Below are 18,569 nucleotides of genomic sequence, written 5' to 3' on the forward strand. Positions count from 1 at the left end.
GTCCCTCGGTGATGTAAAGCTTTAACTCACCGGAGGACTCACCCTTAAATCCTAAATACAATTTTAAAAGTTCTATCTTTTCGAAATTTATCCCTTGCTTTCCTAGTCCCCTAAAATAGAGACATACTGATTTTGCAAAACAAATCGATTATCTAGCCATCCTAGTGTATTCAAAACATACCCTAAAGAATCTGCGTTATATCTTCCAGCAATTTTTTGATACGCCAATAGCTCATACACTTTATTTGAATCAAAATCTACCGGATATAATCCACTTAGAGGATTTACAAAACCAGTAATAGGACTTTTCAGCTTACCGTTTTCATCATATATTTCATTTAAATACTCAGGACCTTTTGTTGATATGTCTATGATGTACTTTTTATTATTTACCTTGCTGACAACTTCTACTTTGTAATTATCTTGATAACTAACCTCATATTGGTATTGCATATTATATAGATTGAAATCAAATAGTAATTGTGGTGTATGTTCCACAAAGGAATAAATATAATGGTACATGATTCCACCACTTCCACCTGTAGCAATACTTATTAAAATATCCTTTACTCCATTGCCTGTAAAATCCCCTAAGAATACAGTTGGATTGTAGCCAGCATTTTCACGAAGTGGAACATTGTTTACGCTGCCAGTTCTTCCATCTTGGACGACTAGAGTAATATTTTGAGTAAATGGACTAGCTGGAGTCTTTATTCCGGTTAGATAGACATTATCAGGTATTCGATCCCCAGTTACATCACCACTTGCACTCGAAACAACACTTGGCTGATTCATCGTTGCCCTAGAATAATAGTTATTCATACCATACTCCTTTTCTTGAAGACTTTCATCATTATTTTCTAACAGCCAATATCAAGCCTTCATTGAGTAATATCTAGTCACAGGCGTCATAAAATTTATAAGGTAATTTGAATTTATATTTGAATATAATACGCTCCCCGCTCTCAAAGTTTCCGCAGGATGTCGTTAATGATTCATCAAAATGGAGGGGAAATAATGAAAAAATACGGTTCATTTTCTGGTACGGTTACCATGATTCAAGATTATTTAGTGGGTTCAGAAGAGGAATTAAACGGGTGTTTTAAATTAATGTCCTTATTAAGAGAAGATGGTTCAATCGTAAATTTCGTGATTAGTACAACCACCTATTTTCTAGACCATGTAATAGTTTCAGTTGGAGACCATGTAACTGGTTTTTATGATGTCAATGTACCTGTCATTCTTATTTATCCGCCACAATATCAAGCCCTCATAATCGTAAAAGATCACTCTTATCAAAATGTAAAGGTAGACTATTTTAACAGCCAGCTGGTGAGTAGTGATGGTCAACTACAATTGAATATTTCTAGTTATACTCCATTATTATTACAAAACGATCAACCCTTCACTTTGAATCCGGCAAATCGAAATCTGCTGGTTGTATATGGTCCTGCCACATTTAGCATTCCAGCCCAAACCACTCCCTATAAAATCATTGTTTTATGTTAGTCATATTTAGAAAAGTAACGGGGCGTAAAAATGACCAACAAATTGGATGTTAAAATTTGCGGGTCTATTTTTGTTGATATAAAGAGATTTTGGTTGCTTGCAATTATAAGAATATTTAAAGATACATACGGAAAGGTTTTTGGATATTTATGTTAAAATGGCAGTAGCAGAACCTTTGAAATAAAAATATAAAGTTGCTCAGTTCAAAAATTGCTTGAAAAAGGATGCGTATCATGCCGATTAATTCTTTTAAGAACTATCCGATGAGCTGGAAGCCATCGATTGATAAAACAGAAAAGCCCATTTATAAAGCACTCGCAGGGCAATTGGAACAGGATATAGTTGATGGGGTTTTATTACCTGGAACAAAACTCCCCCCACAGCGAGAACTTGCTGATTATTTGGATTTAAATGTAAGTACCATTTCAAAAGCTTTTAAAGTGTGTGAATTAAAGGGCTTGTTAAGTGCAACTGTTGGAAGTGGGACATTTGTATCGTATGATGCGTTATCGAATGCGTATTTACTTGAAGATACAAAGCCGAAACACTTAATTGAAATGGGAGCAACACTTCCAGATAATGCTTCTTACGAGCCACTGCTGTTACAACTTAAAAGCATGCTGCAAGAAACAGATTATGAAAAATGGTTTGGTTACGGTCGTGCAGGCGAAAGCATTTGGCAAAAAGACGCTGCTATAAAGCTAATCCGAAGAGTTGGGTTAGAAACCACCGTTGATCACATTTTATTTGCCAATGGTGGTCAAAATGCAATTGCTGCTACACTTGCAAGTCTTTGTAAGCCTGGAGAACGCATTGGTGTTGACCAGCATACGTACCCTGGCCTAAAAACTGTTGCAGCGATGCTTAATGTACAAATAGTTCCGATAAAATCAGAGAACTATGAAATGAGTCCAACGTCTTTTGAATATGCATGTAAAAATGAAAATATTAAAGGCATTTACTTGATTCCAGATTATCATAATCCGACTTCTTCCTTTATGTCCGTAGAGAATCGAAAAATGATTGCAGCAATTGCCAAAAAGTATAATCAGTTCATTATTGAAGATGGCTCGTACCATCTTCTATGCAAAAAAACACTGCCAGCAGTCGCATCATTCGCCCCTGAACAGGTCATCTATATTGCAAGTTTATCGAAAGCATTAGCACCAGGCTTACGACTGGCCTATGTAGTAGTCCCTAGTCAATTCAAAAAGCCCATTTCAAAGGGACTTTATAACTTAAATATAACAGTTTCCCCGTTATTAGCAGAACTGACAGCACGTACGATTGTTTCGAATGAATTTGAAGTCTTAATTGAGGGTCATCGGAAACAAACCATTCGCAGAAACCAAGTCGTAAAAAAATATTTGGCAGACTATACGTGCCTTGGTGATGAGACAGGCATTTTTCGTTGGCTGTTATTACCAGGCAAGATTACAGGTGCCGAATTTGAATCATTAGCAGCGCATCAGGGGGTACAAGTGTATGCGGCTGAACGTTTTGTAGTTGGAAATAGTTGTCCAGATAGAGCTGTTAGGGTTTCTGTCTGTGCACCTAAAACAATTGAAGAGCTTGAACAAGGGTTGATAATCCTTAAACGTTTGTTGGACGATCTTAGCTAATATTGTTTGCCATACAATTATAATATTGTGTGGTTTTTTTGTACGTGTTATGATGATTCAAATCTAGTTGGAGGTAATAGAGTTAATTTTCCTAGAAAGGTAGGTTATATATGTCACACCAAGATAATGTTAAAGCGTTAGACGCCCAATCCGTTCGGTTACAAAGCTACATTCATTCTTCAGTACAACAAAAATCGTTATACAAACGTACATTACTTGTTGTAAGTATTTCACAAATTTTAGGTGGTGCAGGGTTAGCAGCAGGCGTTACAGTAGGTGCACTTCTTGCACAACAAATGCTCGGGACTGATGCGTTTGCTGGACTTCCTTCAGGTTTACTAACTCTAGGTTCGGCAGGAGCAGCTTTATTTGTTGGGAAACTATCTCAACGTTATGGTCGTCGTACAGGTCTATCAACTGGTTTTATGATTGGTGGACTTGGAGCAATAGGGGTCATTATTTCAGCGATCATAAATAGTGTTTTCCTTTTATTTACTTCCCTACTTGTTTATGGTGCAGGGTCAGCAACAAATTTACAAGCTCGTTATGCGGGTACGGACTTAGCAAGTAGTAAGCAGCGAGCGACTGCCATTAGTATTACGCTGGTTTTTACTACATTTGGTGCGGTAGCAGGTCCAAATTTAGTAGATGTGATGGGTGATTTCGCCCTTTCTATTGGTGTTCCATCACTTGCAGGTCCTTTCATTTTAGCAGCCGCCGCATATATCTTAGCAGGTCTTGTCCTTTTCAGTTTGCTACGTCCCGATCCATTCGTTATTGCTAGAATGATTGAAGCAACCAACCAAAAACCTAGTGATAAAGGACATTTGGTAGCAACTGAACATACTGAAAATAAAAGAGGCATCATCGTTGGTGCAACGATTATGGTTCTTACTCAAATTGTAATGGTAGCTATTATGACCATGACACCCGTTCATATGATGCATCATGGACATAGTTTGGGTGCAGTAGGACTTGTTATTGGATTTCATATAGGTGCCATGTATCTCCCTTCACTCATTACAGGTTTCCTCGTTGATAAGTTGGGGCGTACGGTGATGGCTATTGCTTCAGCTACTACGTTACTTCTTGCAGGTTTACTATCATCATTTGCACCAGGTAATTCCATGGTTTTTATGGTAATCGCTCTATCATTACTTGGATTAGGATGGAATTTTGGTTTAATAAGTGGGACAGCGCTTATTGTTGATTCGACTGAAACTGCCACACGGGCAAAAACACAAGGTACAGTGGATGTTTTAATTGCGTTGTCAGGAGCTGCTGGCGGATCATTGTCGGGAATGATTGTGGCAGGTTCAAGTTATCCAACATTATCTTTTGTTGGAGGAATTTTGTCCTTATTACTAATCCCAGTGGTGATATGGTCTCGTGGAGGTAAAAAATAAGACAGATTGTTTTACGAAGAAAGTATTTTTGGAGTAAATTCGCTTATCCGAGAGTAATTTCACTTTATGCGAGAGTAACTTTGCTTATCCGAGAGTATTTACCGTTATGCGAGATTAACTTTGCTTATCCGCGAGTATATTTCGTTTTCTGAGAGTAATTTTGCTCTTCCTAGAGTAATTTCCATTATACGAGGGAAATATTTGTGGAACTATTGTCTGCGATTGTTCAATAAGAGCAGTCGTTGATTTACTAGCAGGCAGGATAGTTATGAGAATCCTTAATAACCCAAGGATACGGAAGCTTCTACACAAAACTAGTATCCTTGGATTTTATATTATCTATTTCAAAGATCCCATTTACTTATGAGAAAGTACTCCATAATAAATCTAAATTAGGTTTAAATTGCATTAGTATTTTCGATTTATTACATAAAAAAGATTCATTTTACTAATGCATGATTAAGGCATAGTATGGAGGTATCAACGAATTTGAAAGGAGTTACTAAGATGAGAGAAATAAGAGTTTATCATGTGGATGCTTTTACAACAGAAAAATTTGGAGGTAATACAGCAGGTGTTGTGTTAGATGCAGAAAAATTAACGGAAAATGAGATGCAAAGTATCGCAAAAGAATTAAATTTACCGGAATCCGTATTTTTACTGCCTTCAAATAACGAGGAAATTGATTATAAAGTGAAATACTTTACTCCTACTGAAGAAATCAACTTCTGCGGCCATGCAACTGTTGGGTTAACATGGCTTTTGGCAACAGAGTTTGGCCTAGCAGAGAAAAAAGGAGGCATTTTGTTAGAAACGAATATTGGTAAAATACCTGTTGTATGGCATAAAGAAAACGGAAACATAATTGATGTGGAAATGACACAAGTTACTCCAAAAACCCAAGATTTCACAATTGTTCTGGAAGAGCTTAGTCAATTGATCGGCGTCAAAACGGAAAGCATCGACACAACCTATCCAATCAAGCTGGCGAATACAGGAAACTGGCATTTACTTGTTCCTCTGAAAAATCAAATGGACATTGACAATGCAATGCCAGACTTAGCAGCTTTAGGGAAGCATAATAAAGAACATAATATCAGCACGACACACCTTTATACTTTTAACACCTCGAAGGAATGTGATTTATATACCAGAGATTTCGCACCGGGGATTGGCATACCTGAGGATCCCGTAACGGGGGCAGCAAACGGCGCATTAGCTGGTTTCCTCTATTTGGAAAATATTATCCCTCAAAGTGAGAATACACATCTTAAAATCGCTCAAGGAGACGCGATTGGAAGACCTGGAATGCTTTACGTGGCTGTCATTCCTAATGAATCAGAACCAGTTATCAAAGTAGCAGGAGCAGCAACCATCACTATTCGCGGTATATTAACAATATAAACATATCAGCTTGAAGAGAGGAAATCTTATTCAAGCTGATCTTAATTAAAATGTTCTTTTACTATTTCCATAAACTCCCTTATGGAAGGGGATGATTGCTTAAAAGATTTTATGGCAATACCTATTTCACGATACAAATCCGTATCAATTGGAATCACTTTCGCGTAAGGAATGTATTTCGGTAAGACCATTTCCGGAAGAATGGTTATCCCTAGCCCTTCTTGAACCATCGAAATGATTGTATTGTTATCTACTATTTCAAAAATAACATTAGGAAGTACGTTATTTTCTCTAAACAGCCTCTTTAATAAAACATCACAACCTGCTTTTGGCATAATAAATGTTTCATTATGTATTGATTTTACTTGAACTAGTTTCATTGTGTTCAATGGGTGATTTTCAGGTACTAAAACAAATAATTTGTCTTTTAGTAATTGAATTGTATCAAATTCTCTGGCTGGAAGCGTTAAAAATCCAATATCAACCATTCCTGAGGCGATCCAATCTTGGATATCGTCGTAGCCACCTTCGAATAACTCTATCTGGATACCCGGATATTTATTTATAAAATTACGAATGAGACCTGGAAGAAATTTAGACGAAAAACTAGGGAAGGTACCAATTTTAATGCTTCCTACTTCGATTCCTTGAATAAGGGCAGCTTCTTGCTCAAGCAATTTTGCATGGTGAACGAGCTGACGAACATACGGTAAAACTCGTTCACCTGCATCTGTTAAAGATATTCCGTTCCGATTACGCCGGAGCAATACGATTCCTAATTCTGTTTCAAGTGTTGAAATATTATGACTTACTCCTGATTGTGACAACCCTAGTTTTTCACCAGCTTTTGTAAAACTGCCCCTTTCAACAACCGTTAAAAAAACTTCGTACTGGAAAATAGCCAATACTCTCACCTCATTCATTCCTATTTTGAATTTTGAATTCCAAATTCAACAAAGGATATAAAATCATTCCTAAACTGTAATGAGTTTGGTTTTCTGCCAATCTAATATGTTACTTAAAATATACGTAAGATAAATAAATTCATCAACACTAGTTCAAGAAAATAGATAAAAAATGCAATCTTGAAAATACTAGATTACCCTTTTGATTTTCCTCTAAAGTTATTCATTTGTAACCTCAATTATTTATGATACCGTTCAGAGGTTTTATTAATTACCTCCTCAATGAGGAAATAAGTTAAGCTTTGGTGTCATAACAGTTGTTCTTATTACCATTAATAGCTCTTATCAAAAGCATATCTTTATCTTTTTAAAAAAACACTTAACTATATAAAGAATTTCCCCTACCTAATTCAGTGAACTATAAAAATTAAATCATAGCGCTTGCATATTTTGAAAATCCTATTATAATACTTGTATACAAGTAGACTTGAATTAACAAGAGGTGAGTTTATGGCCGAACAAAAGGAATATCTCTATCCCGTAAAATGGCTTTCCAAGGCTTCTGCCGGAGACCGTGTTACCTGCGAACTTAGAATGCGAATTATTTCGGGCATGATTGAAAGCGGTACCGTCCTATCTGAAAATAAATTAGCTGCAGATTTTGCTGTGAGCCGGTCACCCATCCGCGAAGCACTAAAAACCCTAGCATCTGAAAAAATCATTCGATTAGAAAGAATGGGAGCCACTGTAGTAGGACTAACGAAAAAAGAATATGCGGAAATTTATGATGCCCGTATCCTGATCGAAACGTTTGTATTTGAACGGCTTGCCAGAGTGGAAACGACTGAATTAGTCATGGAACTAAGTAAAATACTAGAAATGATGAAAATCGCCATAAAATATCAAGATGCGGATGAGTTTTCCTTTCAGGATGTCCTATTCCACGAAACTATTATTCGGGCAATCAATCATTCTTACATCCTGATGATCTGGGATAATTTAAAACCTGTGATGGAAAGCTTAATTCTCCTTTCTATGCGCAGTCGTTTTAAAGAAAAGTATGAAGATTTTACCAGAATCATAAATAATCATCAACTATACATTGAAGCAATCCAAACAAAGGATCGAGACCTTATGGTTAGATCGTTACATCAAAACTTTGATGATGTTCAAGAGAAAGTTGAAGATTCGTGGAGATCACAAATGAGGCTTTCAAAAGGAGTCGAACAACAAAATGACTAATTATATGTTAGGTATAGACATCGGTACAACCAGTACAAAAGCTGTTTTATTCACAGAAAATGGTAATGTCATTCAAACAGAAAATATCGGTTATCCGCTTTTCACACCGAATATATCAACAGCAGAACAAAACCCGGATGAAATTTTCCAAGCGGTTTTGACAGCCATTTCTTCGATAACGAAAAAGCATTTAGATAAAAAACTTTCATTTATTTCATTTAGCAGTGCGATGCATAGTGTTATTGCAATGGATGAAAATGCCCAGCCACTCACACCTTGTATCACTTGGGCTGATAATCGAAGTGAAGCTTGGGCACATAAAATTAAAGATGAATTAGATGGGCATAACGTATACAAACGAACCGGAACACCGATTCACCCGATGTCACCACTATCCAAGATTACTTGGATTGTAAATGAACGTCCCGAAATCGCTGTTAACGCAAAAAAATATATCGGTATTAAGGAATATATTTTTAAAAAATTCTTTGATCAATATGTTGTTGATTATTCCCTGGCTTCAAGTATGGGGATGATGAATCTGAAAAACTTAGATTGGGATGAAGAAGCCCTGGAAATTGCTGGTATCTCGCGTGATCAATTATCGAAGCTCGTACCAACAACTAAGATTTTTACCAACTGTAATCTGGTTTTAGCCAACCAGATTGGGATCGACCCGCAAACACCTTTTGTTATCGGAGCAAGTGATGGAGTCCTTTCGAATCTAGGTGTAAACGCTATCCGTAAAGGTGAAATCGCTATCACGATTGGGACAAGCGGTGCGATTCGAACCATTATTGACAAGCCGAGAACAGACGAAAAAGGAAGAATCTTTTGTTATGCTTTAACGGAAAAACATTGGGTGATTGGAGGACCGGTAAACAATGGAGGTATGGTCCTTCGTTGGATTCGTGATGAATTCGCCTCTTCAGAGGTAGAAACAGCCAAACGACTCGGAATCGATCCTTATGAAGTCTTAACTAAGATTGCGGAACGTGTACGACCAGGTGCCGATGGATTGTTATTCCATCCTTACCTCGCCGGAGAACGTGCACCATTATGGAATCCAGACGTGCGCGGTTCATTCTTTGGTTTAACCTTGTCACATAAAAAGGAACATATGATTCGAGCAGCTCTAGAAGGTGTTATATTCAATTTATACACCGTATTTTTAGCCTTAATTGAATGCATGGACGGGCCCGTTACCCGTATTCAAGCTACGGGAGGATTCGCACGGTCGGATGTATGGAGACAAATGATGTCCGATATATTCGAATCGGAAGTCGTTGTTCCAGAAAGCTACGAAAGTTCGTGCCTTGGTGCTTGTATTTTAGGTTTATATGCCATTGGAAAAATAGACTCATTTGAGAGTGTTTCTGAAATGATTGGGAGTACCTATAAGCACGCACCAAAAGGAGAAGCTGTAAAAGAGTATAGGCAATTGCTGCCAATCTTTATTAACCTATCAAGAGTATTAGAAAACGAATATACACAGATTGCAAATTATCAAAGAAGCTTACTAAAAACAACTTGATAAACATCAGGAGGAAGTAAAATGCCATTAGTTATAGTAGCATTAGGAATTATTGCCTTATTAATTCTAATCATGGGCTTAAAATTAAACACCTTTATTTCATTAATCATTGTATCGTTTGGAGTAGCCTTAGCACTTGGCATGCCACTAGAGGAAGTGGTTAAAACCATCGAAGCCGGATTAGGCGGAACACTTGGACATATTGGTTTAATCTTTGGGCTTGGAGCTATGCTCGGTAAGTTAATCGCTGATTCAGGCGGTGCGCAGCGAATTGCGATGACTCTTGTGAAAAAGTTCGGTGAAAAAAACACTCAATGGGCAGTAGTTGTTGCTTCATTCATTATCGGTGTTGCGTTATTTTTTGAAGTAGGTTTAGTATTATTGATTCCAATTGTCTTTGCGATTTCAAGAGAATTAAAAGTTTCGATCTTGTCACTTGGTATTTCCATGACAGCAGCTTTATCCGTCACACACGGCTTCTTGCCGCCTCACCCAGGGCCAACTACGATTGCTGGTGAATTGGGTGCCGACATTGGTGAAGTTTTACTTTACGGTTTCATTGTTGCTGTCCCTACGGTTATCTTAGCTGGACCAGTTTTTACAAAGATTGCGAAAAAACTTGTTCCTGAATCATTTACAAAAATGGGCAGCATTGCTTCATTAGGTGAACAAAAAACATTTAAACTTGAAGATACGCCTGGATTTGGTATCAGTGTTTTTACCGCTTTACTTCCTGTTATTTTAATGTCCATTGCTACCATTATAACTTTAATGCAAAAAACAATGGGCATTGAAGATAACTCTGTACTAGCAGTCATCCGATTTATCGGTGAAGCTGGTACGGCTATGTTGCTCTCGCTATTATTTGCTGTTTATTCAATGGGGATTGCAAGAAAGATTCCTATGAAGGATGTTATGGAGTCTTGTACACAAGCGGTTCTGCACATTGGTATGATGTTATTAATCATCGGAGGCGGCGGAGCCTTCAAACAAGTATTAATTAACGGCGGCGTAGGTGACTATGTTGCAGAATTATTCAAAGGGACTGCTATATCACCGATTATCCTCGCATGGGTGATCGCTGCAATTTTACGTATTGCATTAGGATCTGCAACCGTTGCTGCTTTAACGACAGCTGGTTTAGTGATTCCAATGTTAGGACAAACGGACGTTAACCTTGCTCTCGTCGTTCTTGCAACAGGTGCCGGAAGTGTCATTCTTTCCCACGTAAACGATGCTGGTTTCTGGATGTTTAAAGAATACTTTGGGTTAAGCATGAAAGAAACATTTGCAACATGGACCTTGCTGGAAACGATTATTTCCGTAGCTGGATTAGGTTTTGTACTATTATTAAGTTTGTTTGTATAAACCTTCCAGGCAGTAAATCCCCACTTTTAGAGTGAAGGTTTTACTGCCTATTAATTTGATATAAAGGAGCACGAATAAATGGTAAATACAATTGGTGTCATAGGTTTAGGAGTAATGGGAAGCAACATCGCGTTAAACATGGCGAATAAAGGCGAACAAGTCGCTGTTTATAATTACACAAGAGATTTAACTGATCAGCTTGTAGCTAAATTGGACGGGCAATCGATCCATCCATACTATGAAGTCCAAGATTTTGTTCATTCCTTGGAAACGCCTAGAAAGATATTTCTAATGGTAACAGCAGGTAAACCTATCGACTCGGTCATTCAAGCTTTACTCCCCCATCTTGACCAAGGTGATATTATCATGGACGGCGGCAACTCCCATTACGAAGATACGGAACGCAGATATGATGAATTAAAGTCTAAAGGAATTGGATATTTAGGAATTGGTATTTCCGGCGGTGAAGTCGGGGCATTAAATGGGCCTTCGATCATGCCAGGCGGAGATAAAGACGTCTATGAAAAAACAGCTCCGATTCTGACAAAAATCGCCGCTCAAGCAAATGGTGACCCTTGCTGTACCTATATCGGTCCCAAAGGATCAGGGCATTTCGTAAAAATGGTACATAACGGAATTGAGTATGCAGATATGCAGCTAATTGCCGAAGCCTATACATTTTTGCGAGAAAAATTGGAATTACCCGTTGAAGAAATTGCCGGCATTTTAGAAACCTGGAATGAGGGCGAACTCAAAAGTTATTTAATCGAAATCACGGCTCAAATTTTACGAAAAAGGGATGAAATAACAGGGTTGCCTCTGATTGATGTGATATTAGATAAAGCCGGCCAAAAAGGAACCGGTAAATGGACCAGTATCCAAGCGATTGATAATGGCATCCCGGCTTCGATTATTACCGAGTCATTATTTGCCCGCTACATCTCTGCGATAAAAGAGGAACGTGTTCATGCCGAATCGATCTTAACCGGCCCTAAGAACGGACAGCAACATTTAGATAAAAATGAATGGATTGACTACATTAGACAAGCCTTATATATGGGAAAAGTTTGTGCCTACGCACAAGGATTTACCCAATATAAAATGACTTCGGAACTTTTCGGATGGAATTTACCATTAAAGGATATTGCGCTGATTTTCCGCGGTGGATGTATTATTCGTGCAGAGTTCTTAAACGTCATCAGCGAAGCCTATCAAGATCAAACCGATTTAGCGAATTTATTAATCTCTCCATATTTTGCTGAAAAAGTTCAGGACTATCAAATGGGTTTGCGTAAAGTAGTGTGTGAGGGTATTAATTCTGGAATCTCGTTCCCATGTTTAAGTGCTTCACTTACTTATTACGATAGCTATCGAGCTGGTCGATCAAGTGCAAATCTTTTGCAAGCACAACGTGATTATTTTGGTGCCCATACCTATGAACGACGTGATTTAGCGGGAGTATATCACACCAACTGGCAGTCATAAGAGCATTAAACCGTTCAAGGAATTTGAGATTAAATAACCGGATAAACTCTAAAAAAGCAGGTAAAAAATAATTACTTAAATAATTTAAGCTGAAGTATACAGCCCATTCCATGAGCTTTGTATATTTCAGCTTTTTTTATTATAAAACTTCAATTAGACACGGCTTTAAAGGGAATTTAATGCTTCTGCAAATCTTTTTATTCCTTCATGTATGGATTCGGTATCTTCCCTTGCGAACGTAAAACGGACAAAACTCTTTTGCGATCCCATCGTGGAGCCCGGAACATATATGACTCCTTTTTTAATCGATTCTTCCAATAATTGTGTTTCATTAAAGTCCTTTTTCAACTTACACCAAAGATGGATACCTCCATGAGGGATAGCGAATTCAACTTGATCCTTTAAATAAAAATTAAGACTCGTAACAATTTGATCCCTTCGTTTTTCTAATTCTTTCACCAATCGTTTAATATGTAAATGAAAACTACCAGATTCCAGAAAATCGTTTGCAATCCATTGAGTAAAGCTGGCATGCCCGAAGTCTATTTGTTGCTTTGCATCGGAAAGTCTTTCTATTACAGGTTTCGGTCCAATAATCCAGCCAATTCGCAGCCCGGAAGCAACAATCTTTGATAAAGAACTGATATAAAGGACATTTCCGTGAGCATCCATCGACTTTAATGCCGTAACTTCTTCTCCTGTGAAAGAGGTTAAACTATAAGGATCATCTTCCACTACAGGAATCCCATGTTCAGATGATATATCCAGTATTGCTTTCCTCTTTCCTTCACTAATTAAAGTTCCTGTAGGATTTTGAAAAGAAGGGTTTAAGAATATCATTTTAATTCGATGTTTCTTATGCAAATCCACTAATTCACCTGGATTTATTCCATCCTTATCTACTGATAAATAATATGGTTTTATCCCCGCTGATTTAAATATTGGCAGATTAAAGTTATAGGAAGGGTCTTCTAGTGCTACTGCATCACCTGGCTTTAAAAGACATTGAACCACTAAATGAAGAGCCTGTTGTGCTCCCGATGTAACTAATATGGAAGAAGGATCTGTTTCAATTCTCCGAAATTGCTTCACGTGCTCTGTAATGGTTTCCCTCAGTATCGCATTCCCCTGCGGATGATCATAACCTAAGCTTCCAATAAATGATCTTGAAGATGTAATTTGTCTTAAGGAGCCAACTGGAAACAGATCTTCTGATAATTCACCGCTAGCTAAATTGATGAGTTTATGTTCTACCGCTTCTTTTCGTATCCTTTGGGTTACAGGTAGATTAGGTAAAAACGACCCCGCCTCAATATACCGGTTCCAGCTTGGGATACGTTTCTTCGTAATGCCCCAAATATCCTTGCTTATCGTTGTCCCGCTTCCTCTATTTCTCTGAATCAGTCCATTTGATTCCAACTCATCATATGCGGCCACTACGGTACTTCTATTTACGTTAAGTTCTTTCGCTAAGGAACGTTCTGATGGTAAGGGTTTATCCGGCGGGAAAGTACCATGTGCTATCCCATTTTCTATGTATTCAGCAAGCTGTTTATAGATCGCTTTTTTAGCGTTTCGATCTGGCTTCCAGTCCATTTTCTACAGTCCTTTTTAATTTTCTAATTATTAATATACTATATATTATTTTCCTATATATTTTTACTCAGATACACAATGATATAAAAAAATTACCTATCGATTTATTCGTCGATAGGTAAACAAATAGTATTTATGCATAGAACTTAATATAAACCCCCAGTGCAATTAATGACAAAAAAATAACTACTACATATATTAGCGTTAAATTTGTGGTATTTCTTTTTGCCGAACTACTATAATTTTCATCACTTTTACCTAGAATTAATAATGTAGAAACAATCGCTATTAATAAAATACTGATTACCAAAACAGACAATACATTCATGCTACACCTCTATGAATCTAGATTTTTCGCTATCATTCTACTATACAATTTTTAAATAGATTTATTATAAAGCTTTATTATAAATCTTTTTTACCAGCAAACAACCATCCACTTGACAAGAATTTTAGCCATCCACTTTTAATTATTGGTGGTAACTGCTTTTTGGGGAATAGAAGGAGTATTCTTAATAAAGTGGTTGGTTAAATTCATTGGGAATTGGATGGTTCATTAAATGAAGAATTACCTTAATATAAGTTTTGATAATCTTAACCGTAAATATGAATGATTTAAAAATGAGGACTTACAGGTAGATTATTACTTAAGGAGGCGGTTTATATGACATGGACGGTTGTTCTTTCAGTAGTGATTGGAATAGTTATTAAAATGGTTATGAGTCCACCTAGTGCAGTTGTGGAATGGGTGGTAAGTAAAATTGCACTTCATCCAAAACTGGTCCTTAATGAAGTTACTATAACCTATAATAAAAAACACTTAGAAAAGGAAGAAAAGAATAAATTTACTGACTATTTTAATGAAGCTATGTTTTTAAAACAATATGATATCTTTCCAGGCAATGAAAAGTTTTTTCTACAACCAGAAACGAATGTTATACCATTTGTGGTCAATGTAAAAAGAGGCAAAAAAGAATTGAATTTCTTTGTTTTTTGTTACGCTGATCATGTTGATGTAGTGAAGCAGTTCAATAAAAAGGTTGTTTCTTATCGGCTTCGGTCTGATTATTTACAAAAATACCAAGAATATTTACTAAAACAAAAAGAAATATCTATATAAATAGAAATAGTATAAACACCTTCCCGTTCGGTAATCAAATATGATTTCTTGGAGGGTTTTTTTCCGTGGAACAAAAGAACATTATTGAGAAAAAAATAAAATCAACACATTTGGTAAATACTTAAAGAAGTTTTAATTAGAACGTGTAATAGGAGGAAATATGAAAAATATTGCTGACATTATCCATATAGGTGAATTAATAGCTGTATCCAAGGTTTTCCAACTTAATCCTTATAAAATGGTAACATTAATAGAAAATGGTTTAATGGAAGTATTCGAAAATAAGGAAGCATTTTTAAAAAAATATGGAAATCACGAAACAAATGAGGATTTAGACTGGTGTGAGTTAAATAATGGAAAAATCTTCACTAAACCGAAATAGCCCCCCAAGAGCATTATTTATCTATTAATCCCCATAGGATATTTAATCGTATGTATTTATTAATTATTGTTTTTATCAAACTTAAATAAAAGGAACGATATTAACCCTGATAAGATTCCTGCACCTATAGCAATAATAATTCTCGTCATAATATTAATTTCCGAGTAGTCCTTTTCAAGCATCCACAATGCCAACACTACTACAATAAACATAATTGGAAAAGTTATAGGAAATTTCTTCATTTATTCTACCTTCCATTCTGAAGAATCAAGTATATTACAATCTATTCTTTCACAATAACAAACGTGTATAGACTAAGCCTATACACGTTTTGAAATTGGCTAAACGCCCCGAAACGCGGTTTATCTACTTACAGGAAGGACTAATTTTTTTCCTGATTTTAAGCTTAAACGGGTACTGATCATGGACCTTTTTCGGAAATGGTTATAACTTGAAATTTCTGCTAATTGTACTTTTTTCAAACCGAACCACCATAAGAACATCATATAAGGAGACATCGCAAACCAAGATCCTTGGTTTAGCAATAAAAAATTAAATATCCCATGTAAAAAGGCTGGAAGCAGTAAAGATAACAGGAACAAAGGCCATTTCGATCCTTTTGTAAACTTTGCTTTACTAATATAATATCCCATAACAACACCAAACAAGGCGTGGCCTGAAACAGGAAGTAAAGCACGAGTTAAAGCATATTCCATACCATTATTCATTAAATACAGTATATTCTCTGCGGTTGCAAACCCCAAAGATATGGAAGTACCATAGACAATTCCATCAAACGGCTCATCAAATTCCGCACTCTTGTATGCAATAAAAAATAAAATCGACCACTTAAAAAATTCCTCTATCAGACCCGAAGAAAAAATGGCATAAATAGAATCATATTGAACAATGTTTTCTACTTTTAGAACATATTCAATAAAGGCAATTGGAATGATAATCAACGCACCAGAAAAAAACGTGTTTAATACCATCGATACCGGTTCTGGTTCATACTTATCTTTTAAATAAAAATAACTCAATAAAGCAAAACCAGGGGCAATACCAGCTAATAGGATTCCTAACATTTACAACCCCCTAGGTACATTTAAAATATATTTTTAATAATACCCTAAAAGTGATTGAATTGAAACTACTTCAATGCTCATTTTGAGTCTGTTTTGATTATGTAAAAACAAAAGAAAGTAAGCTTTCCGCCTCCACTTTCTTTTTTTAAAGATTTCATTAAAATTTCAACTTAATCCATATTCTTTTATTTTGTTATATAATGTGCCTCTGGAGATGCCAAGTAAACTGGCTGCAGCACTTTTGTTTCCGTATGTTTTTTTTAATGCTTCCTCAATCTCTAACGCTTCTGAATTTTTTAATCCTTGCTCCTGTGGATTGTTTTCGCCTTTTTTTAAGACGGTTTGGTTTGCTGTTATCTTGCTTCTGATATGCTCTGGCAGATGCGCACTCAATATCAATGATTTATCAATAAGGAGGATTATCCGTTCAATCGTGTTTCTAAGCTCCCGGACATTTCCAGGCCAATCATAATTAACTAACTGTGTGATTACTTCCGGATCCATATCTGGCACGGGCTTTTTATACTTGGAGCTAAATTCCTGAATATAATTGTTAACTAGTGATACAATATCCTCTTTTCTAAACCGAAGAGGCGGAATATCGATACTGATCACAGATATATGATAATAGAGCTGCTCGTTGAAATTTCCTTCTCTCAGAAGAAGATCAATGGATTTTGAAGTAGAAGTAATAATTCGAGTTGGAGATGTAATTTCATCGACCCCTCCCACACGGTAAAATCGATAATCAATCAGGTAATTTAATAATTTACCCTGAATTGTAAGCGGCATCTTATCGATATCTTCTATAAATAAAGTGCCATTTAAAGCTTGCTCAATCCTGCCGATCTGTAATGTTTGCTGGTCTGTTGAATAAACATCCTTTTGAAAACCAAAAAGTTCAATTTCTAACAATCCAGGAGGAATAACTGAACAGTTTATAGTGATAAATGGGCCATCCGCTTTTGTCCCTCCATAATGTATCGCTTGAGCCAACATTTCCTTTCCAGACCCGGGTTCCCCGGTTAAATGGACCGGAATATCAGCATGTGCAACCTTTTGTGCAATTTTTAAGGCTTCCTGAAATTTCGGACTTCCGCTCTCCATTTTTGCGAATGGATTTGACTTGGGGACAAGTACCGCTGAATTTGAATCCAATTCTTCGTTCAGCCGAATAATATTTGTAATATTATGTTCGGCAGCAACCCCACCAATGATTTTATTATCAATCATAATAGGTGAGGCGTTAATCAAAACATGTGTATCCTTATTCGGCCGATGGTATTGTCCTCTTACGGGAAGTCCTTCGTTTAAAATTCTATGGAGGACTATAGATTCATCACTAAAGTGCTCACCTAATTTTTTCCCTATTATAAACTCTTTTTTTATTTTATAGGTTTCTTCTGCCGTTACATTCCAGTAAACCACTTCTCCAGCTTCATCCACTGCAGTAACAGAGTCATTGATTGTCTCAGCTAAGGTTTGAAAATAGGCTGAGAGTTGACGATTCTCTTCTTCCAGCTTCTCAATCCGTTTTTCAAATGTATATACACCAATGATTTTTCTTCCATTTTCGATGAGTACTGGCCTGCGCCAATCAACATTTGCCAAAATTCCTGTTTCAGAAGAAATGACTGTAGATGGCAGCCAATTAAGCTGTTCAAGCCAATCAATTATCTTTGCTGTATCAATACCCAATTCGATCAGCCGATATTCATAGTTATGAATGATAAAGTATGCTCCACCAGCCACAACGACAAATTTATACTTTTCTAATTTCTTTTTTACTTCTGCTAAAGTCATATGGTCATTTACAATTGTAAAGGAGTCATCAAGTTGAATTTGCCCACTTCTGAACATACTAAAATCCTTTCAAGCCTTTTTTTTCACTTTAACATAAAATGAACTGCA

The 18,569-nt window shown here is 36.6% G+C and carries 16 protein-coding genes; 10 read left to right on the forward strand and 6 right to left on the reverse strand.

The annotated features are described in order from the left end of the window. Positions 1 to 102: 102 nt before the first annotated feature. Complete coding sequence (locus QNH29_RS19210; RefSeq protein ID WP_283860943.1) at positions 103 to 822, reverse strand: YybI family spore inner coat protein; 720 nt, start codon at positions 820 to 822, stop codon at positions 103 to 105. Between the two features lie 195 nt (positions 823 to 1,017). Here QNH29_RS19210 and QNH29_RS19215 point away from each other — a divergent pair, with 195 nt between their 5' ends. From QNH29_RS19215 to QNH29_RS19230, 4 genes are all read left to right on the forward strand, one after another. After that, the gene (locus QNH29_RS19215) at positions 1,018 to 1,509 is read left to right on the forward strand and encodes a hypothetical protein (protein ID WP_283860944.1); all 492 of its coding nucleotides are present in this window, start codon (positions 1,018 to 1,020) and stop codon (positions 1,507 to 1,509) included. 233 nt (positions 1,510 to 1,742) lie between these two features. Continuing rightward, positions 1,743 to 3,131 carry an aminotransferase-like domain-containing protein gene (locus QNH29_RS19220; RefSeq protein ID WP_283860945.1) on the forward strand — a complete coding sequence of 463 codons (1,389 nt, stop codon included), beginning with the start codon at positions 1,743 to 1,745 and terminating at the stop codon, positions 3,129 to 3,131. A 110-nt stretch (positions 3,132 to 3,241) separates the two neighbouring features. Beyond that, positions 3,242 to 4,537 (forward strand): MFS transporter, encoded by a 1,296-nt coding sequence (locus tag QNH29_RS19225; RefSeq protein WP_283860946.1) that lies wholly within the window; start codon positions 3,242 to 3,244, stop codon positions 4,535 to 4,537. Positions 4,538 to 5,044: 507 nt separating this feature from the next. Continuing rightward, complete coding sequence (locus QNH29_RS19230; protein WP_283860947.1) at positions 5,045 to 5,941, forward strand: PhzF family phenazine biosynthesis protein; 897 nt, start codon at positions 5,045 to 5,047, stop codon at positions 5,939 to 5,941. A 41-nt stretch (positions 5,942 to 5,982) separates the two neighbouring features. On the opposite strand, the gene QNH29_RS19235 is transcribed toward QNH29_RS19230, so the two are convergent. Next, complete coding sequence (locus tag QNH29_RS19235; RefSeq protein WP_481858842.1) at positions 5,983 to 6,855, reverse strand: LysR family transcriptional regulator; 873 nt, start codon at positions 6,853 to 6,855, stop codon at positions 5,983 to 5,985. 501 nt (positions 6,856 to 7,356) lie between these two features. Between QNH29_RS19235 and QNH29_RS19240 the strand changes: the two genes are divergently transcribed. The 4 genes from QNH29_RS19240 to gnd all read left to right on the forward strand — a co-directional run bounded on the left by QNH29_RS19240 (position 7,357) and on the right by gnd (position 12,475). After that, positions 7,357 to 8,088 carry a GntR family transcriptional regulator gene (locus QNH29_RS19240; RefSeq protein ID WP_283860949.1) on the forward strand — a complete coding sequence of 244 codons (732 nt, stop codon included), beginning with the start codon at positions 7,357 to 7,359 and terminating at the stop codon, positions 8,086 to 8,088. After that, a complete protein-coding gene (gene gntK, locus QNH29_RS19245; protein ID WP_283860950.1) occupies positions 8,081 to 9,622 on the forward strand; it encodes a gluconokinase in 1,542 nt (513 codons plus the stop codon). The genes QNH29_RS19240 and gntK overlap by 8 nt, the downstream gene beginning before the upstream one ends. 21 nt (positions 9,623 to 9,643) lie before the next feature. Then, positions 9,644 to 10,990, forward strand: a complete 1,347-nt coding sequence (locus QNH29_RS19250; RefSeq protein ID WP_283860951.1) for a GntP family permease — start codon at positions 9,644 to 9,646, stop codon at positions 10,988 to 10,990. A gap of 78 nt (positions 10,991 to 11,068) precedes the next feature. Beyond that, positions 11,069 to 12,475, forward strand: coding sequence for a decarboxylating NADP(+)-dependent phosphogluconate dehydrogenase (gene gnd, locus QNH29_RS19255; RefSeq protein WP_283860952.1), 1,407 nt, complete (start codon positions 11,069 to 11,071; stop codon positions 12,473 to 12,475). Positions 12,476 to 12,640: 165 nt separating this feature from the next. On the opposite strand, the gene pdxR is transcribed toward gnd, so the two are convergent. Then, entirely contained in the window at positions 12,641 to 14,071 is a 1,431-nt protein-coding gene (gene pdxR, locus QNH29_RS19260) for a MocR-like pyridoxine biosynthesis transcription factor PdxR (RefSeq protein WP_283860953.1), read from the reverse strand. 664 nt (positions 14,072 to 14,735) lie between these two features. Here pdxR and QNH29_RS19265 point away from each other — a divergent pair. Next, positions 14,736 to 15,191, forward strand: coding sequence for a YfmQ family protein (locus QNH29_RS19265; protein ID WP_283860954.1), 456 nt, complete (start codon positions 14,736 to 14,738; stop codon positions 15,189 to 15,191). A 160-nt stretch (positions 15,192 to 15,351) separates the two neighbouring features. Further along, positions 15,352 to 15,573 carry a hypothetical protein gene (locus QNH29_RS19270; RefSeq protein ID WP_283860955.1) on the forward strand — a complete coding sequence of 74 codons (222 nt, stop codon included), beginning with the start codon at positions 15,352 to 15,354 and terminating at the stop codon, positions 15,571 to 15,573. Positions 15,574 to 15,632: 59 nt separating this feature from the next. On the opposite strand, the gene QNH29_RS19275 is transcribed toward QNH29_RS19270, so the two are convergent. The 3 genes from QNH29_RS19275 to QNH29_RS19285 all read right to left on the reverse strand — a co-directional run bounded on the left by QNH29_RS19275 (position 15,633) and on the right by QNH29_RS19285 (position 18,518). Continuing rightward, positions 15,633 to 15,815, reverse strand: coding sequence for a histidine kinase (locus tag QNH29_RS19275; protein WP_283860956.1), 183 nt, complete (start codon positions 15,813 to 15,815; stop codon positions 15,633 to 15,635). Between the two features lie 120 nt (positions 15,816 to 15,935). Continuing rightward, entirely contained in the window at positions 15,936 to 16,658 is a 723-nt protein-coding gene (gene prsW, locus QNH29_RS19280) for a glutamic-type intramembrane protease PrsW (protein ID WP_283860957.1), read from the reverse strand. A gap of 165 nt (positions 16,659 to 16,823) precedes the next feature. Next, complete coding sequence (locus QNH29_RS19285) at positions 16,824 to 18,518, reverse strand: sigma-54 interaction domain-containing protein (protein WP_283860958.1); 1,695 nt, start codon at positions 18,516 to 18,518, stop codon at positions 16,824 to 16,826. Between the last annotated feature and the right edge of the window lie 51 nt (positions 18,519 to 18,569).

Origin of the sequence: Neobacillus sp. DY30 (assembly GCF_030123065.1) — a bacterium.
Lineage (GTDB): Bacteria > Bacillota > Bacilli > Bacillales > Cytobacillaceae > Neobacillus.